Source organism: Vaginisenegalia massiliensis (assembly GCF_900604935.1).
GTDB classification, from domain to species: domain Bacteria; phylum Bacillota; class Bacilli; order Lactobacillales; family Aerococcaceae; genus Vaginisenegalia; species Vaginisenegalia massiliensis.
The window spans coordinates 41,716-65,690 of the sequence record NZ_UWPC01000006.1 but is presented as its reverse complement, the minus strand read 5'-3'; the positions used below and the strand labels follow the sequence as shown (position 1 = coordinate 65,690).

Here is a 23,975-nt window from a genome sequence, read left to right as displayed (position 1 = left end):
AAATTAAACTAATAATCTCAATCACCACGGGTTACATTAGAAAGCACCTGCTCCCCCACCGCCGCCGCCACCAGACGAGCCGCTAGAAAAGCCTCCACCGCCACCATATGTTCCATCAGATTGAATGGTCGTACCTGAAACATAACTACTCGATGAACTAGACTGAATGGCAGACAGACTATCGTAGTGAACTAATATTTCCTGAGGCAAGTTTATGCCTTCTAACTCTTGCTCACTAAATTGACGCCCCATCGCCTTAGCCACTTTTTTAGCTTTTCCCAAAACAACTGCATAAATCAAATACTCTTCCCAAAGCGCTAGACTGGCTACTTCTCGCATATTCATTGAGCCAACATCATCTAGCATCTGTGCAAAAGCCCGCCACTCTTTATAGCGTTGGTCAGCCTTTGCCGATATTAAAGGTCTTTTCTTCATAAAATATTTCGCCCCAAAATAGACTAAGATAGTTAAAGGAGCAACAAATAAATAGACACTTAAGACATCATAAAAACGATAAATTGAACCAAAAGATAACACGACTAGACTACTGAAGAAAGCCACTATCCAAAAAGCCAAAAGATTTACTTGATAGAGTGTCTTTTGACTAATATGCTTTTTAACCTCTCGTTTAAAAGTTGACAAAGCAGCTTTTTGTCGTTTTCGAAATCTTTCATCCGTTTTTAGAAGCTGATCCATTTCCTTAAAAGAACGAATCTGACCTTCGTAGTCTTGGACATAGTTGTAAACCGCTAGTTCATACGATTCTAATGCTCCTAAATCTCGTTTTAATGGCCTAACTTTGACAGATCCGTTAGCTAAAATGCCTTTTGGCAATACCTCTTCAATTGCTAAATACTTTCGTCTAACCAAATCTAAGAGAGTCGCGGAAAATTCTTTGGCTTTAACCTCCCCACCTGGATTCATTTGGGCTCCTACAATCGCTGGTTTTTTATTTTCAGGTGAAGCATACAGATGTTTAGGTGCTTTGAACGGTAGAGGGTTAAGCTTTTTGTATGCTTTCGCGTGTTTGAACAACCTCATCAAAATATAGACTAGCGGAAGGAAGAGGAGCAGCCAATCTAAAACATAACAGGCTTGCTTAACTAAAATGGATTGACCTTCTTTATTTTGAATCATTGCAATCTCGTCGTGAACTAAATCATCAAAACGCTTATCTTCCTTGCTAATATTTTGATTGTCTTTTGTAATATTTCCCGGAAATACACTGTACACTTCTACAAATTGATTAGCCGGAACAAAGCCTTTGGCCTTAATCATGGTACGGTCTCCCTCAGTATCAATCATGACCTGACCTGTTCGTGTTCCATGACCCCAAGCTTTAACCTGATCTTTTCCAAGTCTGCCTCCTGGTAAAATGATAGTCGCATCAAATTCAATAGGAAAATCAATTTTATCGCCAAGCACTTTCCAATTGAACTCCCCGGCATCTTTGTAATTCGTTATAAGATCCTTCACATGATAACGAACAATAAAAGTTTGATTTTTTTGGGTTGGATAATGAAGTTTTAATTCTAAATTGTCTCCAAAAAGAGTTTTCTTTTGGCTAAAGGTAAGGGGCTTTTGGCTGTTATTTTTCTTAAAATCACTAATTTTTCCGCTTATTGGATCTTTAACACTTACTTCAAGATTAGAAATCTCTTTTCCACTTTGTTTCAACCAAATAAGCGCACCATTTATATGCTCAATCGAATAATCATATGCTTGAGTAAAATCTGCTGAACCATCCGAATTAACTTGAATCAAGACATTTGCCGAATCAATTGAATAAACAGGATCTTGCTCACCTTTAATAAACTTAATGCCAGATTTTAGTATTGGACTTGCAAAAGCCCAGATAATAATAAAGGCAAGTAGCCAAACCCCCATCTTCTCAAGTAACTTTTTCATATGACGCCTCCCAAAGCTTCTATAAGTCTATTATAGTCTAGTTGAGCTAATGATAAAGACAAAAAGGGATTTTAATTTAAAATTGGTAAGCGTTTCCTATTCAAAAGGATATGATTGCCTTCATATTATTTTCCTTATTAAATCAAAAAGCGAATCAACTAGCTTGTTGATTCGCTTTTTTACTTAATCTAATAAATTTCTAGCTACTTCTAATAATTTAAGTCCAATTTGATGGCGTTGAACGATATAATCATATACTAAATCCTCTGACAAAACGCCCCGCTTAAGATTATTAGGAACCTTACCTTGTTCAGCTTGTTCTACATCTTCAAACCACTGTGCACTTCCATAATAATCAACTAATTGATTAGCCTGATTTAAATCTTTTGTGAAAGCTTCTAGTACTTTTTCAAAATCATTAGTTATAGCTTGGGAATGGTCGTATGTTGCTTCCATTTCTTCGATTCGTTTAATTAAATTCATTGTTTCCTCCTTGAATAAACAGCATAGGCTAGTATGATTGCCACAAATAAAGCTCCGCCTACAAAATACCAAACCCTATTTTGTGATGTGTCTTCTTCAGTTATCGTTTCTACATTTCCATCCAAGGTGACCTTTTGTTTATCTCCAGATCCGGATTGAATGTCCTTGGGTATTTGAACGACCACTGATTGAAAGCTCATTTGATTGCTCTTGGAGTTTGAGGTTACGTTAACCTGATCACCAATTTTTAATTGAATCTGAGGTGGAACCTTTAATTGCCAATGTCCCTTACGATCAGCTTGGACTGTTTCTTTATCTTCGCTCGCCTCAAATTTTACTAAGACGGTCGCTTCGGCTTGGGTTTTGCCACTGATTTCTTGGTCCCCAGCTTTAATAACATTTACTTTAAGAAAATTAGCCTCTTCTGCATAAACCGTCATCGTCCCCATGCATAAAACACACATTAATAACCACAAAAATCCTTGTTTTTTCAACTACATCGCCTCGCTACCTTAGATAATCTAATTATACTGCAAATGCCTTCACTAAACTATTGATTTAATCTTCAGCCAATTCTTAATTGGGTGAATACTCATCCTACTATTAAAAATTAACGCAAAATCTCTACTAAATTCTTTTTAGCTGCGCTTTTGGCCGGAAAGACACTAAACACGATACCAATAATCGTAGAAATAAAAACAGCTAACAGAGCCATTTTAATATCAATAAGTGGTTTAAATGGTAACATATTTCCAATCAATGAGGCAATTAAGATACCGATGACATAACCGATTAAGCCACCAACAGCTGTAATTGCAATTCCCTCTAATAGAAATTGCCACTTAATTGATTTCTCAGTAGCGCCTAATGAACGGCGAATTCCAATCTCCTTGGTGCGTTCAGATACCGAAATATACATCATATTCATTACTCCTACCCCAGCAATAAATAAGGAAATAGCCGCCACAGCCGAAATGAAGTAGGTAATCATATTAAGTGTTTTTCCAATTTGAGACATAATCTCTGACATATCCATATATTGGTAACTTCCGCGCGCTTTCTCTGATCCTTGATCATTAAGCATTTTTTGGATTTTCTTACTGGTTTGAGACATGTTAGCGGATTTAGTGAAATAAACCGTCAAATCAGACATTTGATTATTAGCCTTAGCATACAGTTGATACGTTCCTTTGGGAATGACTAACTGACTGGGCTTAGACATATTAAACATCCCACTGTCCTTATCAGCACTCTCCGCAAATAAACCCACAATAGTGTAGGCTCGTTTATTAATATTAATTGATTGATTAATGACATGACGGCTAGTACCAAATACCTCTTCAGCCACTTGTTCATTAATAATGACATACCGCTTCTGCGTCTGTGAATCCAAGGCATCGAGATTCCGCCCTTCAATCATGTTAAAGTCGGTGTTTTCACGAATCCCAGCTGTATAAGCCAAACTATTATTATTCGCTTTTACCTCGACATCCATCTCTTTAGTATCTTCAACGGCCCCTAATTTCACGCCAGCCACGCCTGGAATACGTTTTATCGCTATTTGATCAGCTTCTTTAAACGGCTTTAATTTCTCGTTATTGATGGCAGAATTAGGTTGAAAATAGAAGGACTGACTCCGCCTTCCTTGGGTATCTTTGGCTAAAGAATGCATGGTTTCTTGCTTAAAACCATTTCCTAAGCTCAAAATCGTAATTACCGAAGAAATACCAATAATGATGCCAATCATAGTCAAAAATGTTCTCCGACCATTCATCCGTAAAGTAGCTAAAGAAGATAAAATAAGTTCTTCTATTTTCATTTAATCCTCTCCTTGATCGCTTGCTTGTGACAAGGCATTAAATTTCTGAGCCAATTCTTCGGCATTCAAGACCTTATCTACGGTACTAATACGGCCATCGACAATTACGACGTGTTTATCCGCATACTTCTGTAAAGCCGGATCATGAGTCACCATCACAATAGTCACGCCATCTTCCCGGTGCAATTTTTCTAAAATATCCATAATCGCTTTCGATGTCTTCGTGTCCAAGGCGCCGGTCGGTTCATCGGCAATGATAAAATCAGGTTGATTTATTAAAGCACGCGCAATCGCTACCCGTTGCTTCTGCCCACCTGATAATTCCGAAGGTCGATGCAAAGCCTTGTTCTCAAGACCAACTTTAGCTAAAGCTTCCTCAACCCGCTCTTGCGTTTCATGCCGTGAAAGCCCTGAGTATAAAAGAGGCAAGCGAATATTGTCTTGGACAGACAAACTAGGCAAAAGATTAAAATCTTGAAAAATAAAACCGACGACCTTGTTTCGCAAATAAGAAATTTGTTTATCCGTTCGCTGTTCTAAGGATTTACCTTTAAAGAGATAGCTCCCTTCAAATTGATTATCTAAAAAGCCAAGCACATTAATGAGGGTCGATTTTCCTGATCCCGATGGTCCCATAATTGAAACAAACTCCCCTTTGTTGATTGACAAGTTAATATTTTTCAATATATGAAGACGATTTTCTCCTAATTGATAGTATTTATTTAAATTCTCAATTTTTAAAATTGGTTCTACCATACAATCCCCCATCTATGCTTTACTAACCTAATTTGTTTGCTCTTGATCTTGATTAATTTGTACACTTTGTCCATCTTTTAAATGTTGAGGAAATTGAATCAGTTGGTCGCCAGCTTTCAACCCCGATTGAACAACCATTTGAGCTCCTTGGCGTTCAAGATCAATGGCGGTTTTCTTGACTTTTCCTTCATGGTAAACAAAGACGTAGTTTTGATTATTCTCTTTAATAATGGCATCTTTAGGAATGACAAGTCCCGGCATAGCAATCTTTATATTGACTGAAAAACCTGGTTGAATAAAATCATCGGCCAAAATACTAAAGCCAAATTGTCCAGCTTCCGACTGACTTTTACTTGCTGATGCCATTAAATCACCCGCCCCTTCAGAAGTTGGGCTGGCTAGGGGTGCTCCATTACTAATTGGCGGAAATTTATCAAAATGGGTAATTTTCCCTTGGACTTTTCGATCCTCAGCTTTAACGTGTAGATCTACAGGGCGATCTTCTTGCATTAGATAATATTCATACTCACTCACATTTCCTTGAATCAAGGTATTTTGTCCACTCACTAAACGAACCAAAGGGACATTTGAATTAAAAACGCCAGTCTGGTCAAAGACAACTTCACCCGCAAACTTGGCTTTAACGGGACCATGTTGTTTTTTCTTTAAGCGCATCAGTTTAATTTCCACGTCTTCGATATTGTAATTAAGCTCCTTAATTTGATCCTTAAGTCCGGTCGATCCATCCTGATCGCTTGTTACCGCCGTAGCATCAGAAGCTTGAACAACAACTGACATATCTGCTTCATCAAAGTCCTGGTTTATTGGTTCAATAATCGCATAACTTTGCTTGCCTTGAACTTGATTAAGATCGATACAGTCGCCTTGAAAATTATACGTTTTGCCAGTTAATTGACTCAATTGTTTGACTAGTTGCTCTCTTTTAGCATATAAGCGATTCTTTTCACGTTGTGCATCTTCAAGTTCCTCATCAATGGCTTCTTGGCGATACGTGAACAAGGTGTCGCCTTTTTGAACTTTGTCCCCGGTTTTAACATATATAGATTCAATTTCACCTCGACTCGGATCATAATAATAACTTGAGTCCGATTCAAGAACGGAAATCCCTTCTATCGATACTGGTTCTTGTTTGCGCAAAGTTGCAACATCATAAGTCACATCCCCCTCATCACTAGGCTTATCACCTGCAAAAATATTACTGATGATACTCAAAACAAAGACGAGACCCAATAAGGCTCCTAAGCCTATTACACCATATTTTTGCTTCTTATTTTTAAATTTGATTTGTTTAAACATGTCTTTCATCCTGTCACCCTTTTACTTCTTTATTTGTCTGGGCCTTTGGTAAGGTTACACAAAAAACACTTCCTTGACCGACCACACTGGTTACCTTGATTTCCCCATGCAACATTTCCACTATTTGTTTGGTTACAGCCATCCCCAACCCAGTTCCTTCCTTAGGTGAATGGGTAGCTGTTCCTCGATAATACTTCTTAAAAATATTGGCCCGAGTTATTTCATCCATCCCCACACCATTATCTGTCAAACGTATCAAGATTTGATCGCCTTGACTAATCATTTGACAATCAATCTGTGTATCGCTTGGGTTATGGATTACACTATTCATTAACAAATTTAACATCGCCCGTCTAAATAGCTTCTGATCACCTGCAAGCATCATCCTATTTTGGCTAACACTTAAACTAAATCCATTGCTTTCTTGAGTCATTTGCAACTCATCGATTAAATCCTTCATCACGGCTACACTATCAAAACAGTCTTGCGTCATCATTTGACTCATAGACATCTGATCGACTTTAAAGACTTGTCCTAAATCATCAATTAGTTCTTCCATATGCTGGATCTTAGTTTGAATACCCTGGAGGAATTTCAACTGCTCCTCTGAAGTCCAAGAATAATCTTCGATTAAAAGCATATCGGTATAGCCTTTTATGTAGCTTAAAGGTGTTTTTAAGTCATGAGTGATGCCAGCAGCCCATTCTGAGCGCTGAAGGGCAAATTGATGTCGATCTTCTTCTGCTTGTTTAAGCACCTCAGACAAAGTCTCTAGCGTCTCATAAATTTCTTTATAAATACGCGATGAAAAGACACCCGGTCGTTTAGCCCGCTTGACTAACTGATAGCGCCCTTCTTTGATATTCATCATTGATTGAATTAAATCCATTAAAGGTAAGCCATAATAGAACCCATAAAACAAGGCATACAATAAGATTAAGATTAGGACTAGCCAAGAAATATTTTCTTCTACATTTTCATAGGAAACATAAACCAATAAAATGGCAGGCAAGGGTAAAATAAATAAAATAATAAACTGTTGAATTAAAAAATGGACCGTTAAACGAAGCACAATTCGCCTTTGCATAGGTTTACTCTTCATTATTAACCCCTTCCTCAAAAGCGAATTTATAGCCAATGCCCCGAACTGTCTTAATAAAGAGTGGGTGTTTGGCATCCTCAGCCAAACGTTTACGAATTCGATTAATATGAACCGCTACCGTATTTTCTTCCCCAACTTCATCTTTATTCCACAATAAGCTATATAACTCCTGCGATGTAAATAGGCGCTGCGGATGTTGCGCTAAGAAAATGAGCAACTCCAATTCTTTAGCAGGAAAATTAACAGGTTCTTGATTTAAATAAACTTGGCTCAAATTAAGATTGATTTTCAATGGCCCGAATTCTAAAACACAATCTTGTTGATCAGGATCATACTCATACTTACGTCGATAATGGGCCTTAATTCGTGCTACTAATTCTGAAATGGCAAAGGGTTTCGTAATATAATCATCGCCACCAGCATTAAAACCAATAATTTTATCCTGCTCACGCGTTCTAGCCGTAAGGAAAATTAGGGGGCACGAAGTTAAATGGCGAACAGACTGACACAAGCTAAAACCATCTGTATCTGGCAACATGACATCTAGGAGAATTAAATCCGCTTTATTAGCTTGCAAAAACGTCAGCAAATCATGACCCTTATCAAAGGTATAAACATCATTAAACCCTTCTTTGTTTAGAACTATTTTTATCATATCGGTCAAGCCAATCTCGTCATCAACTAAAAGAATTCTGAAATCTTTCATCATTTGCCCCCTTTACTGACCTTGTGATCCTACTAGCATCCTAACATATTAAAATAAATTTAAAATAAACAAATGACATTTTTTTGAAATATTTGCCACAATTTTGCCATAAATCAAACACTATCTGGACTTGAACTCAAATAGAACAAAAAAATACCAAACTTCCGAGTTGTAGAGGCTCGTAAGCTTGGTATTAAGGTATTACTTAGGATGCGGCCAAGAAGACTCGAACTTCCACGGGAGTACTCCCACTAGCCCCTCAAGCTTAACCTACCCAAAATTATACTCTTAAAAATCAAGTAATATCAAGGATTAGAGGGCTTAAGTTTTTACAAAGTATTTCGTTGCCCCATTATTGCCCCACATTAAAACCATGGGCGGTTTAGAAGATTATTAAAATGTCAGGCTCGTTTGAGTCTTTTTAATAGACAAAGCACAACCAAATGGCTGTGCTTTTAAAATAATGATTCATTAAATTCAGAATGTTTTTCCTTTATTTCTTCATATAAATCTAAATCAAGTTCCTTCAAATTACTTATGATATCATCTCGAACATCAATAGAATTAGCATAACTTTGTTTATGAACACGTATATAAGATGGAGATTTTTTCAATGACAGTAATACGCATTTATCTTTATCAAGCTTAATATCATAACTTTCAGATAAATTTTGTGGATTCGAAACCCTAGAAACAGGAAGAACAGTAAAATCACATGGTAAATATTCCTTTTCTGCTCCTATAATGAGCATAGGCCGTAATTTAAATTGTTGCTGAGACGTCGTAACATCATAATAAGGGAATCTTACCTTGGCGATTGTTCCGATGTATCTCTCAGAAGAACTATTGGACACTAACAAACTCCCCCTCGACATCTTCAAATTCATCAAGATACATATCGAATTGGTGGTCATATAATCTGACTTCTTCTGCGTCTTTTTTTATATCATCTAATTCAATTACTCGAGATCCACAAGCACCTTCGGACAATCCTATTCTAGAATTTTTCCACGCTTTTTCTTCATGTGACATATTACGCAATGTCCATGGTGCGAATCTACCATACATATAGATAGTATTATCAATGATATATTTTTCTGTTTCAGTAAGCTCATCATGAATAGAATCGTTTGGATTGTAATATTCAAAAAAGAATCTGAGCGATGGCAATACTGGACCGTGCTTCCATCCTTCGAAATCTTCATCAATGATTGGTTTACCTTGGAATGCAAATGCTGTTTTTTGAGAAAAATACATCAACTTCTGAAGGGTAATCTCATCATTATTGAATGAAGATTCAGTAATTCGCTCATATGAATTGATTAAATAGTTTGCAATACTATGAACCCTTTGCGACATTTGTATACCCTCCCCTATTATCATACTAGTATCACAAATATACTCTGAGTAAACATAATTTGCAACTGTTATATGATTAAAGTCATAAAAAAAGAGGGTACCCCATTTCTGGGATACCCTTTATTCCTTTTAAGTGGAATAACCTAAAGATATTCCTGTTTAAAGGAATATTATTCTTTGGTCAAATTCACTTTGTATTTTACGCCATTCAAATGCACATATCCTTCACCGTCGACCATTGCTACAGCCGGAGTTGGATTTTGTTTTGCTGGTGCACCTTCAACTTTAGTAAGTGAGGCGTATGCTTCTTCTAAGTCTTGCTCAAGGATCCATGAGTTAAACCCAGCTAATAAGTAAGCTCGTTTTGAGTTAGATTTATCGCACGAAATGACCTTCTTAATCTTGTCTTTCTTACCAGCGACTGAAATAGATGGTTTCTTGCCTCCATTTCCATCCGGAATGAACCAGTGAGTCATCTGCTTACGAATCGTCACTTCCTGGCCTTCTTTTAATTCAGCAAAGATATTTTCTGCCTTTTTAATCGTTGGTTTTGGTTCGCTTTTAGGCGCTTGTGGTTTTGATACTGGAGCTTTGACTCCTTTGTTTTCTGCATCAATCATTTCATCTACTGTCTTACCTAACGATTGATAATGCTTGATTTTAGCAATCCAGTAGTCTTTAACTGAGTTTACACTTTGGCCATGCAAGTCCCAAGAGCGATGCGGGCAAGTCGTTGAGCTGAATTCTTTGTGCAAACGGACTGTGTTGCGGTTAACCGGAATCTTGTAGAAAAGCATATCTTCCGCCACTTGACGCAAAGTCATATCTTCATTGCGAAGGAATTCCTCACGGCTTGCTCCGATAGACTGGCATACCTCATAGCCAATATAGTGGCCATTGCCTTCTGTGTTAGCCGTATGCCATCCAACTTCATTCGTATTGATATAGCGCCCAATTTCTTCCTCAGTAATGTAATAGTGCGCGATTCCTAGATCTTTATCACGGTTTCGAAGCCACCCTTTATAGAAAGTTGCAGTCCCACCGATAGACCCTGCATCATTATGGATCACTACCCCTTTAATCGGATTCATGTACCCAGCGTGCAAATAGTCAGCAAATAAGCGTTTTGGTTTTTTAATTCCCATAACTTGATCAGATCCTTTCTCTTGATCGTATTCGTACAGTTTTAACTTTTCGATTTTGTCGATAATCGCTTCGGCATAATAGCTTGCAGTCGCATACTTACCTTCTAAGACTTCTGCTTGTTCCTTGTATGTCTTAGCGTTAATTGCATCCGCGTAATAGTTCTTGTACCACTCAGTTTGAGTAAGCCAATTTAAGTGATCTGCGACGCATTCTTCTAAGGTGGAATATTTTCTCCAAGCGGTCTGTCCAACGTTAACCATCTTGCCATTTTGTTCTTCGGTAGCATCTTTGTAGTAAATTTGGCCATTCCAGTTTTCGCCAATTTTATGTCCAAAGTAGTTATGCGCCTGCTTGGCTAACTCACTTGTACCGTTGTTAGACTCAATCATGTACTGAGCGATAACGACAGATAAAAAGAAAGGTGTATCAGTTGCCCGATACACCTTGATAATTCTTTCAATATTTTTATCCATAAGTCACCTACTTGGGTTCTTCATACAGCATGGCCTGATTACTGTCATTTAACCCGTGTGTAGTCGGATCATTGATTACTCCTATTAAGACAGCAATCGAAAGAATTGTATTGATAATCGCATCAATATTTCCTGGCAATTCGAAGCCTAATTGCTGAGCTAATAAAATGATTAAACCTGTTAAAGCTACCCAAAATGATTTGTGCTGCAATCTAACTTTCCAATTAATTTTCATCAGTTTTGCCTCCTATAATTTAATTTTTAGTTTGATTATTTCTTCGTAAAGCATTTTAGTTCGACCATTCCCACCAAGATTTGCATAAGCTTTCATCATGTCATCTAAATCTTGTTTTTCGTCTAGCGTCATTTCTCCATTTTCTTTCACTATTTTGCAAATTCGATTAATTCTAAATCTTAACAATGACAGCACGCCCTGCTTAATTAAATCTTGCTCAGTGCTTTCCTCTGACATTCTTGCTTCTTTGAACTCCAAATGTTCGCGGTAAGCTTTTACTCCCTTGTTAAAAATCCATCCTATGCCAATAAAAAAAGAAGCTACGATAGCTTCCATCATATGATTTATAAATAGTGTGCTAAGTTCTGAAAAGAATTCAGTCATAAATTACCCCCAAAATAAAAGCCACCTCCGGGTGGCTAAGAATTAAGCCTCGGTTGCTAATTCACCGACGCCCATGTTTTCCAACTCAGCTTTAACCTTGTCTTTCAATAAACGCGGTACCTGAGCAAATGTTAAATCGCCTGCGACGATTTTAATTGCAAATAACATTGCCATCATTGAATACACCTCCTTTCTTTCAATAAGTCGAATCAATAGGATAAACAAATTACGCATACACAACACTCGCTAACTCGATTAGACAGTCTTCTAGGAATTTGTTTTGTTCGAGTGACGCATTGAGTTGTGCTTTTAGTAAATCCATTTCCGATAGTTTTTTAGGTTGATCAGCTACCAGACAGTTGTTCTGCCAAGACAAGTTGTAGTCATTAAATCCGATACTTTGTTTCACTTCATCGGCTGTGACTACCTCATCCACTTCACAATAAAAGGTCCCTGACTCGAAACTTAAGTCTAGGACCTTTCCTTGTTCATCAATATTAAGGTATACATTTTTTACGCCCATGCGGACCACACCCCCGAATTATTTCTTTCCCTGCGTTTAATTGGCAATGAAGTATTTGCCGGGAAAAATATTTGATAAAGTTGTGTACCGTTCACGTTTATGTTCCAAAGCAGACCCATGTTAGTTGGGAAGTTTACCAGCTTACCAGGTGCTGTTTCCCACACCCATACCATCAAAGAAGTTGTATAGTTATTCGCATTAACATCAGCATGCACCATGACCACCCCACCATTTAACATAGACAGGGTCGGACTTAAAGTGGAATTTGTAAGTAATACTTCGCCACCATATCTAGCTAGAGTTCCGAGCTCTAGAGTTTTACTAACAGCCTCATTAGCAATATAAAAGAAGTCGCTACCAGCAGAAGGAAATCCTAAATACCCTTTTCTAACGCCTGCTTTGAAAAACTCTTGGAATATTCGAGTATCACCTTTAAGTTGTAAAGCGTTGTCGTTCTTGTTGATTTGGACTTGGCCTTTCGATTTAACCCCACCAGTTGATACATTCAATGTAAATGCACTAGCTTTATCAACTATCTCACCAATTGAAATCTTATCTTTGTAAAACGAAATCGGAAGCTGCTCAGTTGGAAGCACCATAATAGCACTTTCAACTGTATTGAATTTATCACTCAATACCGCTTTAATTTCGTAATTTTTATTACCTAAGAAAGTTCCTGAGAGAACCGCTTGAGAGTTAACTCCACTTAATGCTGTTGAAGTTGCTCCGGTATTTCCATACCAAGCCGTTGTGCCTTGTTCTCTTACTAAGAAACGTAAATTTGCAATATTCTTTTCTGTTGAGGCATCTCCAGGCGTTATGCTCTTAACACTCCAGTTACGATTAACAATGGCATCAGTAGCACTACCACCACGAAATACAGCCATTGAGCCAAGTACAGGCGAGGTGTATGGATGCAGTGTTGCGGTTGGGCTAGATACCCAATCAGAAGCAAATCCACGTGAATCAATTGCTCTAACTTCTAAAGTTAATGCTGTTTTCGCACTAATCGCAAAAGGAAATGGTCCAAGCGTGATTGAGTTTCCTGAATTTCTAGTAGCCCAATCTGGATACTCTTTTACTCGATACTCGTACGTGTATAAAGAAGCCGCACCTACTAAGCTCAATCCATTAGCCGTAATTTTAATTGTCGACAAATTAGCTAAATAGTTCAAATTATCTGTAAAGGCGGCCGATACACTAGCAGTCTGTTCTTGGATAGTAACACTAGTTAACTTAGGCTTATATGTTGCTGCGATTAAAGTTAACGTTAAGTTATTTGTTTTTCTTCCTAACAATGCTGACCCGTTATATGTCTCTACAATAATTGGAATATTAAAGCTCTGAACATTAGTAAATGATGAAGCGACAGAGGCAGGAATTGTAATACTCGCTTGAGTTGCTACACCTGTAGCAAGTTGAGTTTCAACACCATTAAAACTGTATAAAATCTTATGAGTTAAAGCTGTGCTTCCTCTAGCGATGTTAACAGTGACTGCCGTTCCTAAAGGAACACTACTTGAACTGAATGTAAAATCAGATACTCGAGCAATATTTGGAAGTTGATATGCCCCTTTAACACTTGCTGGGTAAATTCCTGATTTTGTTTCAGTCGCATCAACATAAAACTCAAAGTTAAATGTCTTAGTCCCATCTTCCGAGTGATTAACATAAATACTTCCTGATTTAACTGGCGATGAATCTGAATTTCTTAAATCATAATTTCCTGTAGCTGTTGAATAAACTACTTGGCCATCAATGGTGATTTTGAAGTCAGTATGATTCATCAAGTCATACCAAGCCCAACCAGCACCGCGGTATACATCAGCTTCATAATAGACAAGCGTTCTATTATTGACTGTATCCGGATTATCATTTTTTATTTTAATTCGAGCATACAAACCGCTTGTAACTTGAGCGGTGTATGTCGTATATGTTCCTGTAGCCACTATTTAACACCCCCAACGTGTCTAAGAACAAGAATCTCTGGGTCATTCTCATATGCAACAAACATATATTGACCAATTTGGGCTCGCTCAACAAAGATTGCTTGATTAATCTGCAACATACCACCACTAATGAATGCCACTTCTGCCCCATTGTTAAAGAATGAAATACGATCATCACGTTGAAGAAGATAAGTTCCTTTTGATTTTGACCCAATCACAAACCCTTCTTCACTCATCTGCATAGTAGTATCAATGAAGCTCCAACGTTCGGCCATATCGCCTAAATTGTTTTCAACTTTGGCAAGACGATTTAATGAATCAGCTAGACTCTTTTCAGTCGCGATTTTATCTTTACCTACCGCATCAATAAAAGCATTGTACGCACTCAAGAAAGCACTCAATTCTTCCTTGCTAGCTTTGGCTTGTGCTTCTTGCATAGCATTTTGAACTTGCCCTTGAATATTATTAAGCGCTTCTTGTGTTAGCTTATTGGCGCTTTCTACATCAGTCGCTTTGGCTTTTTCGTCAATATCCTTTTGAATATCCATCGGATTCTTAGAATAAGGGGTTGCATAACTTCCTTTTTCTATTTTGATATTGGTTACTTTAAAATGCACGCCATTATTAAAGTTGTAAAAATCTAGTCGGTGCTTTCCACTAGCTCGACCACCTGAAACGATTTTGAAAGTAACTGAAACTCTTTGAGCTCCTGCTACTAAATCAACTGATTTTGTTGATTCAAATTTAAGTAGGTGATTAAAGTTTTTATCGTAAATCTGAAGTTTGGTTGGTGCATCCGCATCAATATCACAAGAAACAGTAACTATATCTCCAGCCGATATAGATTTATCTATACTTGTAATGTCCGCATATCCTAAATATGTATAAGAAGTCGTTGGATAGATATTAAGATTATTCTTCGTATCAACAATTAATTCTGAACTACCTTCAACCAAGTTAACTCCATCTTGACCTTGGTCACCTTTAACCTTAATCCACTTGTACATTTCAGGATTAGTCGAATCCGCTTGAACATAATCAGTATATTGTCCGATATGTGTTCTATTCGGGTCTGTTGTTGAAAAATCTTTTGGTGTATCAACAAAAATTTTAGGATTCGACCCAGTAGGATAAGACGGTGAAATAAATTTTACATTTGGTGGACAAACCCAAGTTCCATAATTATCACCAATAATAAATCTATCTGCATAGACTGAATTGGCATCAAACATTGCAACACGCCAATAGATTTCCGCTGTTCCATTGCTATCTTTTACAAATGTATAGGTTTTTCCACTTGTAACAGCAATCTTTTCAGCTATACCTGAAGTGCCATTCCAATCTGTCAATACAGGGTCACCTAAATAGCCTTTATTAGCTTGTTGTTTAGAAGTGTCTAATATGTTGGTTGGTTGCATATTTGCATAGGCTGTGTGAATGTATGGGGTTTTACCATCGGCGCCAGGTTTTCCTGGAACACCATTCGCACCATCTAACCCCATTTTTGCAACAGAATACCCTGTTTCTGTCGTATTATCTGTATATGTCCAAACAGTCTTAGTCCATAAGAATTCACCTGCTGGAACAACAGGAACTTCTGAAGTCCAAGTAATACCACTTGCTGAAGTTCCGCTTGTAGATTTCCCATAAGTGATAGTGGTTGCTTTAATACCTACGCCATCTTTGCCAGCAATGCCGTCAGTACCGTTATTGCCATCCTTGGCAATATAAGTTTTAACATAACCTGTTTCTGTTGTGTCATCGGTGTAAGTCCAAACTGTTTTTGTCCATAAGTATTGACCTTTGACTAAAGTAGGAACCTGACTTGTCCAAGAAGTTGGTTGGGTGGATTCATTGGCAGAAATGCCATATGTAACAGTCGTCAGTTTAATACCTTTACCATCCTTACCAGCAATACCATCGGCACCCCTGTCGCCCTTATCCCCTTTAGGTCCTTGAACAAGCATCCATTTATATTTAGCTGGATCTAAACTGTCTGCTTCAGTAAAGTCTACATATGTTCCCATATACGCTCGGCCAGTCGGGTCTGATACACTAAAGTTTTCTCCCAAGCCACCACTAGCATACGCAACGTGCGTGTAGGTTGTTTTCCCATCCTCACCTTTAGGACCTGGAATACCTACACCGTCTTGCCCGTCTTTACCTTTTAATGATTCTAGCCATTCAAGTTCAGTACCTCTAAAGCCATTATTTAAAGCGATTTGATAAGCAGAATCTGCTGTTTTAACTTTCTTAAGCTTGATGGATGCGTCTGCAATAATTCGCCCGTCTTTTTTAGCTACAACCATATAGATTCCGAAGTTGGTAAAATCGTCTTCTTCTACAGTTAAATGAGGTAAGCTTTCGGCTGTCCATAATTCGTCTTCTGATTCAGTTAATAAGTCAGTCCGTCTCCACCATACCCATTCATCTGCATACGAAGTTATCTCAGCTCCATTTTGAAGCAGTTTAACTGATAGCAAAGTACTTGTTATTCCATCCTGGAAAACTAAGCCTTCAGATGATTCAATCGTTAATTCCATCCTTGATTCATCAAAGAATCTATCTTCGATATATTTAAGCTTACTTTGCATAACCTGAATATAATCAGGAATTCCTGAATCAACAGCCTTAATGTTAGTTAACTTAACAGAGTTTTTTGTTTCATCGGTTTCTGACTCAATAATTTCTGCTACTTGTGCTTCTAAGTAAAGTGGCGGGTTAAAGTTATGATCAACAACATCTACCCAATCACCCTCATTAATACCATCTGGTAAATATGTAATCGGAACATCATAAGTAACTCTAGGAGTAGACCATTCTTTTAATTTAGCTAGCGCTTCATTAAACAGTGTTTGGTCGTCTTCTGCTTGTGATTCAAATTTGCGCGTTATCCATCCAAAAGTTGAAGATTGCTGACGAGAAAACCGTTCGTTAGCTTCTCTATCTTGAATAGAAGACTCACCTAATAATGAGTAGTAACGACCATCATCGTATTCGATATTTTCAATACCAATTCCTTTTGCATTTTTATTATCGCCTTTTTCAGGTTTAGCATTAGGATTTACTTCTGTTTGTTTTTGGTTCAATCCCTGGTAAATACCATGAACAATAAATTCTGCATGTTTCTGATAACCTGTTGCGTTCATGTGGACCATATCTCCACCATAATACGATGACCAATTAGATTGACAGAATTTATCCCAGTCTAACAGGAACACATTAGAACGATTTTGAGCTTGATAGCGAATTTCATTCGTAACGTTATCTCGTCTATCTTGGTTAATAACACCTTTAGAAGCCGTATTAACCCAGAAAATTTTTCTGTTTCCTAACATCTCGATATATTTAGTCACATCTTGTCTATTAAGACCTGCGTTAGTTCCTAATATAACCACAACATTTTGAGCAACAGAAGAAAGCATTGATTTAGTCACGCGAGTGGCATCTAAATCATATGAATAAGCATGCGTTAATTGGCGGCTACCTTTAACATTTCCATTAGCTTTAGGAATAAGTTTCTTAATATAAGGGAAAGTTCCAACCGCAAGACTGTCACCAATAATAGTTGCCGCAATGTTCTTTACATAATCGGTTGATGTTTGATTAATATTTCCACCAACTTCAACCGACTTACCACCACCAGTAGCTACCTGAGACGGCAAATTTGAATAGGCTTCTTTATCCCATTCATATAGTTTATAAGTATTAATCAGATTAATAAGCTTTTTAGCATATTGCGGATCAGTTGCATATCCAGCCTTTTGAACCTCGGCACAAGCTATCTTATAGTCTGATTGACCCACAACCTTACGATAATTATTTCTTCTCCATTCGGTGTTCGTGAAGAAATATGTGTAATCTTCAAGAGAATGATTCCAAGAATCGTATTTTCTGAACCTACCATTAATTGAAGTCCAAGAACCTATAAATTCTTGTGTTCCCATCGTTACAGTTTCGCCTTTCCAGTCAGGACTTGCTTTTATCCCAAACAAATTATAGTTTGGCGCATCGGCTAATTTAGACAATGGTTGGCCTGGTCGCCATCCGGATTCCAGCATTAATTGAGCCCCCGCTAAAGAAGGGCAAATTTTATTTTTATGCCATGCATTTATGCAGGCATTTTTAATTTCAACTTCAAAATTTGTTGGCATTTATTCCCCTCCTATTACGGTTTTAGCACTCGAACATAACCCATTACCCTGAATGAACTTAGCGAAACTGGACCACGCATTGGTACACCATTAGGACCACCAGTATGAAGCATTTTATTGTCACCAATATAAATGCCTACGTGTCCTGGAGGTGCTCCCACAGTATCCATCAATACTAGATCACCACGTTGTCTGTCTTTGTTAGCAACTCGCTTATATGGCCCTTGTTGTCCCCAGAATGTGTAAGTAGTTGGGCGACCAGGAATATTGAATCCTGCTCTTCTAAACGCTAAGATACACAATCCAGAACAATCGAAACCTCTATTTGAAACACCTCCCCAAGCGTAAGGAACACCTATAAGCTTCTCAGCTTCACGAATAGCTTTTTCATACATGTCATCTGACTGGACGGGTTGAGGAGTTTCAACCGCTACAAAATTAGCTGGTTTTGATAATCTTTCGCGCATTTCGTTTAACTGTGCCTTTGTGTAACCAGGGCATGAATTACCTTCGTTACCAGGAAACTCTTTATGACCCCATACATTCTTAGCCGGGATATTTAAATCAGCCATCATCTTTCTGACAATCCATTCGCGCGTTCTTAGTTGTTCCTCTGAATAGTCAGCAGCAGAATTTGCTTCAACAGAAACGTGAACTGTATAATCGTTGTTGTTCAACACACCCCACGTAATACGTTCATAGTTATAGTTGTGATAAAGTACACCTTGAGAATCTATGTAATAGTGATAACCTCCACGGTCCCAACCATGAGCCGAACGCCAATAATCTTCATGCTGCCATATTTTTTTGTTTACACTTCTAGCAACAGCTGTATAGTGAATGGCAATGTGAGTGATTTGTGATAATGGTCTATCAACCGATTGACCACCCATCGCTTCGTTACGACGATCGATAATTTTTGGAGACCAATTAGACTTAGCAACTGGAGTAGCTTGTTTTTCTTCTGTTTCTTTTTGTGCTAATTGAGTTTGAGTATTGCTACCAGATGCAATAACTCGTGTCGCAAAGTCAAACATATCAACAGTACGTTTAATTCCTTCAATATGAAAATCGGAGTCTATTCTGATTTCTTTCTTTTCTTTGTTTTTCACATACAAATTGATTAGCCGCTTAGTAACTTTGAACCCATCAAATTCGCAAGTGTATCTAGGCCTAGCTCCAAAAGCTTTTACAATTGCTTGTATACGTTCAAGAATTGTTTGATCAGTAGTAAACTCAAGTCTTAATGCTTCGGTAGTCTCATTTATACCGATTTCCCATCCTGTTCCTTCAAGAGCATTTTCTAAATACCATTTACAATCTTGTGGATATTCAGGCATTGTTTGGTCTTCTGCGTAACCATTAATCAAATCAAGACCAATATCCTCAATCTCACACGTCTTATAATTTCCTATCGTTTCAACTTTCATGATCGTTGTTAACAGACGTTCACCGCGTGAATTTAAGAATGTGACAAAGTTACCTTCTTGAATAAAGTCAGCTTTGTCATCCTTATCAACAGAAAACGAGCCTGTGAAGAATCCGTCCTCTGATCTAATCCCTAATTGATCTTCAAAGTACGAAACCCCAGACTCGCTATCGTTATCTAAAATCCCAATTAATTCATGCTTTCTATTTAATACACACCTCATCATTTACCTCCAATTCTTTCGACGGTACATCGTTACTGTCGGCTGAGTAGCCCACGAACTGTAAAGAAACTTCATTTCACTTGTTCCGGGATTAAACCACCAGAAACGACTAGCGATAGCTAATGTCTTGTTATATGGCATATCATTCAACATGATTTTCCCTTCAGAGTGATCAATGGTTAAAACATCGTCTTTCATAAACACATTCTTAATGTCAACTACATTAGATGAGTGATGTTTTAAAAATTTAAACGCATCAACTTCCATTGTTTTTACTAACGGCAATTTTTGAGGTTGAGCCATAAACAAGAACACATAATGTGGCTTTCTTGCTGTTAATTCGCTATTTGTCATAACGTGAGTAACCTTGTTATTTGCTCCTTTATTAAATTCATTAATCAAAGTGTAAGTATAGTTATTCTCACGTTTTTCAAGTTTGAAACTACCTTTAATTTTTGGGTGATATTGTGTTACGTGCTTAACATTAGTCTGTTTATCTTTCTCAACGTCATAATATCCAAAATAAATATTAACGCTTGTTGCCCCTTGAGAATAATCAGACAATGTCATATAAGTGATAGGATTTTGGTTTTCATCCATAACTCCTAAAGTTAAAATTCCGCCACCTTTAAATGAATCGTCAACAAAAACAAGACGATTTACTTGTTCCCATGTATCGTGTTCAGTTTGACCAGCAGTGTCTGGGGTTATCTCCTTAATTAAGACAGCACCTCGGTAATCGCTAGGCTTAGCTGTTGGAACTGCATCAGCACCTTCAAGTCTGACGCCCCATTGATTAGTAACAAATTTAGCGCCTAAGGCACCGTATCCATGAAAGAATTTAGAAACATCAGAGCTTGCATAGTTCCATGCAGATAAATCGCTCAATTCTTCATTAACTAACCATTCACTGTCTGGAACATAAACTTTATCGGCCTCTTCTGGATGCCCAACCAACATTGTCCCAACTGGTGAAATAAACGATACAAAACCACATTCCGAATTAAACTTAATATCGAATCGTGGCCACGTTTTATAAGTCCCTTTATTTTCAATCATCATAGATTCAGTTGTTACGGGAACGGCAATCTCTTCTTTTTCGTGTTCGTAACCTCTGCAGGTAAAGTTAACTTCAAAGTCCGCACAATATTCTTCTTCGTTATCAATCGATTCAATTTGAGTAAGTTTTACTGTGTAAACTAATTCTTCGTCAGAAAAATAAATCTCCTTTGCATCCATGAGCAAAGGAGTTATCATTCTTATTTTCGGTTTGATATTTGAGTCAATCAATTCATTCAATCGGCAAGTGACTACTTTATCCTTCAGGCCTTTCTTGCTGATATAGTCTCCGTCTTGAACAAGAACAGACCGGCTAGTTGTTTTAACTTCGGCCACCGTAATTTTAGGCCTTTCGTACAGACACCAACCAAGGGAATACAGATCAATGAACCCATCTGTTTCGTTTGCTTTTACAAATAGTTTAATCATTTACCGTTTCCCCTTTCGTCTGTTTTCTGTTTTAACTTTCATTTCTGTTTCATACTCAATATCATTGATTAACATTTTAGCCATTGTCTTAGTGCCAACAGTCAATTCCATGTTTGAGATTGCAACAATCACACCTTGATTACCAGCTATTTCATGTTGCGGAAGATGTTTAATAATACCTTCACCAATTCTACCTAACACTGATTTTGTTAACGGAATGATCGCTTCTGGTCCAGCTTCTCCTACACCGTGATTGCCAAAGATTGTTGGTTTGTCGAAGATACCACCTAGCGCGTGCCAAGAAATGTGGAACTTAGGTACTCTCGGAGGATTCAAACTAAAACCACCACTAATAGAGAAATGCGGCATTTTAAGGTGAGGTAAGCTCCATTTGAAATTCATAGCATTTTTTATTTTGCTTACAGTATCCGTTACTGCTTTCCAAGCACCTTTTATTTTGTCTGATATACCTTGCTTAATACCTTCCCAGATTTGCAAAGCACTTGTTTTAAGCCCGCTAAACCAGTTCTTAACATTGTTTACCATTTGCCTTGCGTAATTTGAAACCTGGTTAAACCCAGACACAGCACTGTTTTTTATGCCATTCATAGTGTCTTTGAACCATTGGCCCAACTGTTGCCATTTTTTAGAAAACCAATCAGTAATGGCTCCCCAATTTTGAAAGACAACTATAATAGCAGCTATTACAGCAGCAATAGCAACTCCAATAAGAATAAATGGTAAGAGACCAGCATTTACTGCCATGAGCACAGGTAGCAATGCGCTAAACGCAACAGTTAATCCGCCAAGTATTACAATAAATTGTTTAACAGGTCCAGGTAGATTGGCAAAACCGTTTCCGATATCTCTAATAATAGGAATTAAAACATCAGCCAAAGGAGCTAAAGCAATTGCTAATTCATCACCAATTTGTGCCATAGCTAACTTTACATTTTGAACTGCAATTGCTTGCTTATCGATAGCATCAACCGATTTATTAAATGTGTCAGACACTACTCCAGAATTGTTTTGAGCTGCTTTTGTCATTTCGTCTAAGTTAAAGGCACCACGTTTAATTGCATCTACCATTCTTGGCGCTGCTTTAGATCCGAATACTTTTGTAGCCTCATTAAGGGCTTCCGTTTCACTAGAAGCGTTTTTGATTTTATCAACAGTACCTTGAAGACCTTGTTGAAGTGTTTTACCTTCTTTTGCATAGTTAACAGTTGCTTTTGTTAAACCAGATAACATTTGATTACCGTCTAAACCAGCTTTTTCGAATTGGCCCATTAATTCAGTACCTTCAGCGAAATTAAGCCCTAACGCCTTGATTTGCGGAGCTCCAGTAGTTACAGACTCAAAAAGTTTATCAACTGCAACACCTGTCCGTTGGCTTGTAGCTGTAACGGTATCAAGTACAGAACCATACTTTTCGTTCTCGATGTTATAGGCTTCCATGGCGCCCTTAGCTGATTTAATAGCAGAAGATACATCTGTCTGATTGATTTCTGCAAACTGCATTGATACTCTTGCTGCATTTGTTAACTTGTCACCGCTTAAGTCTAACTGGGCATTCAAATCGCCTATGGCATTACCTAAATCACCAGTATTGTCAATTTTCATCGTGGAATAAATCGATTCGAAATTCGCTTTAAATTCATCTGCTGACTTTCCTGTTTTACCAGTGATATTATCATAGGCTTCATCAATTTCAGCGAAGGCATCTTGAGTTGTTTTAGCAAACTCTTTAATCTTCTCACCTGCCGCTTGAAATTGTTCAGCCGCAGCCATTAGATTACCTGATTTAACGCCATCACCAATTTTAGAAAGGCTTTCTTCAGTACTATCAGCTGTAGTATCTAACTGTTTGAGCTCCTGGCAGACATTTTCAATACTATTTCCATCATCAAGCGTTCCTAATACTCGTTTCATTTCAGTTAGATCAGCCTCTGAACCAAGCGCTGATTTACCAACTTTTACAATCGCAGTTTCAAGACCGTCCGATGATACCTTACCTTCTTTTATAGCATTGACTAATTTAACTCCTAAAACATCTGCATAATCATCGACACTTCTTCCGGTAGCTTCAAACAAGTTATCAAGCGTCTTTTGCTTCGAAGCGATACGCTCTTGTTCAGCCTGATACTCACTAAATGACCGCTTTGTATCATCTAAAGCATTTTTTAGTTTAGCCTGACTTGCCTGAGCATCTAAAAGTTTGTTTTGCCAAGTTTGCACCTCTTTGGAATTCTCTCCAAAAACTTCCTTCATATTCTGCAAAGCAACTTCAGTTTCGCGTGTTTTTTGAGTTTGTAAATCATACTCTTTTGATAACTTGGCAATACTCGCTTCAAACTTTTCAGAAGCAGTGGCGGTATTCTTCATTTCCTCTTTTTGAACCTTGAACTCTTTGTTCAAAGTATTCATGCTTTGATTAATTTCTGAAATGCCGCTAGTAAATGCGTCGTTCAGGAGCTTATATGTAACTTTAATTTCAGTATCTTTTCCAGCCATCTTATTC

General features: G+C 37.7%; 20 protein-coding genes. All 20 read right to left on the bottom strand.

The annotated features are described in order from the left end of the window. Positions 1–36: 36 nt before the first annotated feature. The 20 genes from EIH20_RS05390 to EIH20_RS05300 all read right to left on the bottom strand — a co-directional run bounded on the left by EIH20_RS05390 (position 37) and on the right by EIH20_RS05300 (position 23,968). Positions 37–1,908 (bottom strand): DUF2207 domain-containing protein, encoded by a 1,872-nt coding sequence (locus EIH20_RS05390; protein WP_124058513.1) that lies wholly within the window; start codon positions 1,906–1,908, stop codon positions 37–39. A 183-nt stretch (positions 1,909–2,091) separates the two neighbouring features. Continuing rightward, entirely contained in the window at positions 2,092–2,391 is a 300-nt protein-coding gene (locus EIH20_RS05385) for a DUF4298 domain-containing protein (RefSeq protein WP_124058511.1), read from the bottom strand. Then, complete coding sequence (locus tag EIH20_RS05380; protein ID WP_124058509.1) at positions 2,388–2,885, bottom strand: Ig-like domain-containing protein; 498 nt, start codon at positions 2,883–2,885, stop codon at positions 2,388–2,390. Before EIH20_RS05380 ends, EIH20_RS05385 begins: the two co-directional genes overlap by 4 nt. A gap of 116 nt (positions 2,886–3,001) precedes the next feature. Continuing rightward, positions 3,002–4,210 carry an ABC transporter permease gene (locus EIH20_RS05375; protein ID WP_124058506.1) on the bottom strand — a complete coding sequence of 403 codons (1,209 nt, stop codon included), beginning with the start codon at positions 4,208–4,210 and terminating at the stop codon, positions 3,002–3,004. After that, on the bottom strand, positions 4,211–4,966 hold the full coding sequence (locus EIH20_RS05370) for an ABC transporter ATP-binding protein (RefSeq protein WP_124058504.1): 756 nt from the start codon (positions 4,964–4,966) through the stop codon (positions 4,211–4,213). A gap of 27 nt (positions 4,967–4,993) precedes the next feature. After that, positions 4,994–6,283: an efflux RND transporter periplasmic adaptor subunit gene (locus EIH20_RS05365; protein ID WP_164470878.1), complete on the bottom strand. Its 1,290-nt coding sequence runs from the start codon at positions 6,281–6,283 to the stop codon at positions 4,994–4,996. Positions 6,284–6,296: 13 nt separating this feature from the next. Continuing rightward, on the bottom strand, positions 6,297–7,385 hold the full coding sequence (locus EIH20_RS05360) for a sensor histidine kinase (RefSeq protein ID WP_164470877.1): 1,089 nt from the start codon (positions 7,383–7,385) through the stop codon (positions 6,297–6,299). Then, positions 7,375–8,091, bottom strand: a complete 717-nt coding sequence (locus EIH20_RS05355) for a response regulator (RefSeq protein WP_164470876.1) — start codon at positions 8,089–8,091, stop codon at positions 7,375–7,377. The genes EIH20_RS05360 and EIH20_RS05355 overlap by 11 nt, the downstream gene beginning before the upstream one ends. A gap of 455 nt (positions 8,092–8,546) precedes the next feature. Beyond that, positions 8,547–8,945 (bottom strand): hypothetical protein, encoded by a 399-nt coding sequence (locus tag EIH20_RS05350; protein ID WP_124058496.1) that lies wholly within the window; start codon positions 8,943–8,945, stop codon positions 8,547–8,549. After that, positions 8,935–9,450 carry a Panacea domain-containing protein gene (locus tag EIH20_RS05345; RefSeq protein ID WP_124058493.1) on the bottom strand — a complete coding sequence of 172 codons (516 nt, stop codon included), beginning with the start codon at positions 9,448–9,450 and terminating at the stop codon, positions 8,935–8,937. Before EIH20_RS05345 ends, EIH20_RS05350 begins: the two co-directional genes overlap by 11 nt. Before the next feature lie 170 nt (positions 9,451–9,620). Further along, the gene (locus EIH20_RS05340; RefSeq protein ID WP_124058491.1) at positions 9,621–11,069 is read right to left on the bottom strand and encodes a glucosaminidase domain-containing protein; all 1,449 of its coding nucleotides are present in this window, start codon (positions 11,067–11,069) and stop codon (positions 9,621–9,623) included. Between the two features lie 7 nt (positions 11,070–11,076). Next, the gene (locus EIH20_RS05335) at positions 11,077–11,304 is read right to left on the bottom strand and encodes a phage holin (RefSeq protein ID WP_124058488.1); all 228 of its coding nucleotides are present in this window, start codon (positions 11,302–11,304) and stop codon (positions 11,077–11,079) included. A 12-nt stretch (positions 11,305–11,316) separates the two neighbouring features. Further along, positions 11,317–11,688, bottom strand: a complete 372-nt coding sequence (locus tag EIH20_RS05330) for a hypothetical protein (RefSeq protein WP_124058486.1) — start codon at positions 11,686–11,688, stop codon at positions 11,317–11,319. 42 nt (positions 11,689–11,730) lie between these two features. After that, entirely contained in the window at positions 11,731–11,865 is a 135-nt protein-coding gene (locus EIH20_RS08645) for a CD1375 family protein (RefSeq protein WP_277423387.1), read from the bottom strand. Positions 11,866–11,914: 49 nt separating this feature from the next. Continuing rightward, positions 11,915–12,211: a hypothetical protein gene (locus EIH20_RS05325; protein WP_124058484.1), complete on the bottom strand. Its 297-nt coding sequence runs from the start codon at positions 12,209–12,211 to the stop codon at positions 11,915–11,917. Next, the gene (locus tag EIH20_RS05320; RefSeq protein WP_164470875.1) at positions 12,202–14,160 is read right to left on the bottom strand and encodes a DUF859 family phage minor structural protein; all 1,959 of its coding nucleotides are present in this window, start codon (positions 14,158–14,160) and stop codon (positions 12,202–12,204) included. Before EIH20_RS05320 ends, EIH20_RS05325 begins: the two co-directional genes overlap by 10 nt. Continuing rightward, complete coding sequence (locus tag EIH20_RS08555; protein WP_164470874.1) at positions 14,160–18,314, bottom strand: glucosaminidase domain-containing protein; 4,155 nt, start codon at positions 18,312–18,314, stop codon at positions 14,160–14,162. The genes EIH20_RS05320 and EIH20_RS08555 overlap by 1 nt, the downstream gene beginning before the upstream one ends. Positions 18,315–18,328: 14 nt before the next feature. After that, positions 18,329–19,966, bottom strand: coding sequence for a phage tail spike protein (locus EIH20_RS05310; RefSeq protein ID WP_164470873.1), 1,638 nt, complete (start codon positions 19,964–19,966; stop codon positions 18,329–18,331). Positions 19,967–19,969: 3 nt separating this feature from the next. Further along, entirely contained in the window at positions 19,970–21,454 is a 1,485-nt protein-coding gene (locus EIH20_RS05305) for a phage distal tail protein (protein ID WP_124058478.1), read from the bottom strand. After that, entirely contained in the window at positions 21,455–23,968 is a 2,514-nt protein-coding gene (locus EIH20_RS05300; RefSeq protein ID WP_124058476.1) for a phage tail tape measure protein, read from the bottom strand. It lies immediately after the preceding gene. Positions 23,969–23,975: the final 7 nt, after the last annotated feature.

What these genes read in the sequence shown, in the direction of transcription:
- EIH20_RS05390 (WP_124058513.1), bottom strand. Translation starts at nt 1,908, where the DNA reads ATGAAAAAGTTACTTGAGAAGATGGGGGTTTGGCTACTTGCCTTTATT.
- EIH20_RS05385 (WP_124058511.1), bottom strand. Translation starts at nt 2,391, where the DNA reads ATGAATTTAATTAAACGAATCGAAGAAATGGAAGCAACATACGACCAT.
- EIH20_RS05375 (WP_124058506.1), bottom strand. Translation starts at nt 4,210, where the DNA reads ATGAAAATAGAAGAACTTATTTTATCTTCTTTAGCTACTTTACGGATG.
- EIH20_RS05370 (WP_124058504.1), bottom strand. Translation starts at nt 4,966, where the DNA reads ATGGTAGAACCAATTTTAAAAATTGAGAATTTAAATAAATACTATCAA.
- EIH20_RS05365 (WP_164470878.1), bottom strand. Translation starts at nt 6,283, where the DNA reads ATGTTTAAACAAATCAAATTTAAAAATAAGAAGCAAAAATATGGTGTA.
- EIH20_RS05360 (WP_164470877.1), bottom strand. Translation starts at nt 7,385, where the DNA reads ATGAAGAGTAAACCTATGCAAAGGCGAATTGTGCTTCGTTTAACGGTC.
- EIH20_RS05355 (WP_164470876.1), bottom strand. Translation starts at nt 8,091, where the DNA reads ATGAAAGATTTCAGAATTCTTTTAGTTGATGACGAGATTGGCTTGACC.
- EIH20_RS05345 (WP_124058493.1), bottom strand. Translation starts at nt 9,450, where the DNA reads ATGTCGCAAAGGGTTCATAGTATTGCAAACTATTTAATCAATTCATAT.
- EIH20_RS05340 (WP_124058491.1), bottom strand. Translation starts at nt 11,069, where the DNA reads ATGGATAAAAATATTGAAAGAATTATCAAGGTGTATCGGGCAACTGAT.
- EIH20_RS05335 (WP_124058488.1), bottom strand. Translation starts at nt 11,304, where the DNA reads ATGAAAATTAATTGGAAAGTTAGATTGCAGCACAAATCATTTTGGGTA.
- EIH20_RS05330 (WP_124058486.1), bottom strand. Translation starts at nt 11,688, where the DNA reads ATGACTGAATTCTTTTCAGAACTTAGCACACTATTTATAAATCATATG.
- EIH20_RS08645 (WP_277423387.1), bottom strand. Translation starts at nt 11,865, where the DNA reads ATGATGGCAATGTTATTTGCAATTAAAATCGTCGCAGGCGATTTAACA.
- EIH20_RS05325 (WP_124058484.1), bottom strand. Translation starts at nt 12,211, where the DNA reads ATGGGCGTAAAAAATGTATACCTTAATATTGATGAACAAGGAAAGGTC.
- EIH20_RS08555 (WP_164470874.1), bottom strand. Translation starts at nt 18,314, where the DNA reads ATGCCAACAAATTTTGAAGTTGAAATTAAAAATGCCTGCATAAATGCA.
- EIH20_RS05310 (WP_164470873.1), bottom strand. Translation starts at nt 19,966, where the DNA reads ATGAGGTGTGTATTAAATAGAAAGCATGAATTAATTGGGATTTTAGAT.
- EIH20_RS05305 (WP_124058478.1), bottom strand. Translation starts at nt 21,454, where the DNA reads ATGATTAAACTATTTGTAAAAGCAAACGAAACAGATGGGTTCATTGAT.
- EIH20_RS05300 (WP_124058476.1), bottom strand. Translation starts at nt 23,968, where the DNA reads ATGGCTGGAAAAGATACTGAAATTAAAGTTACATATAAGCTCCTGAAC.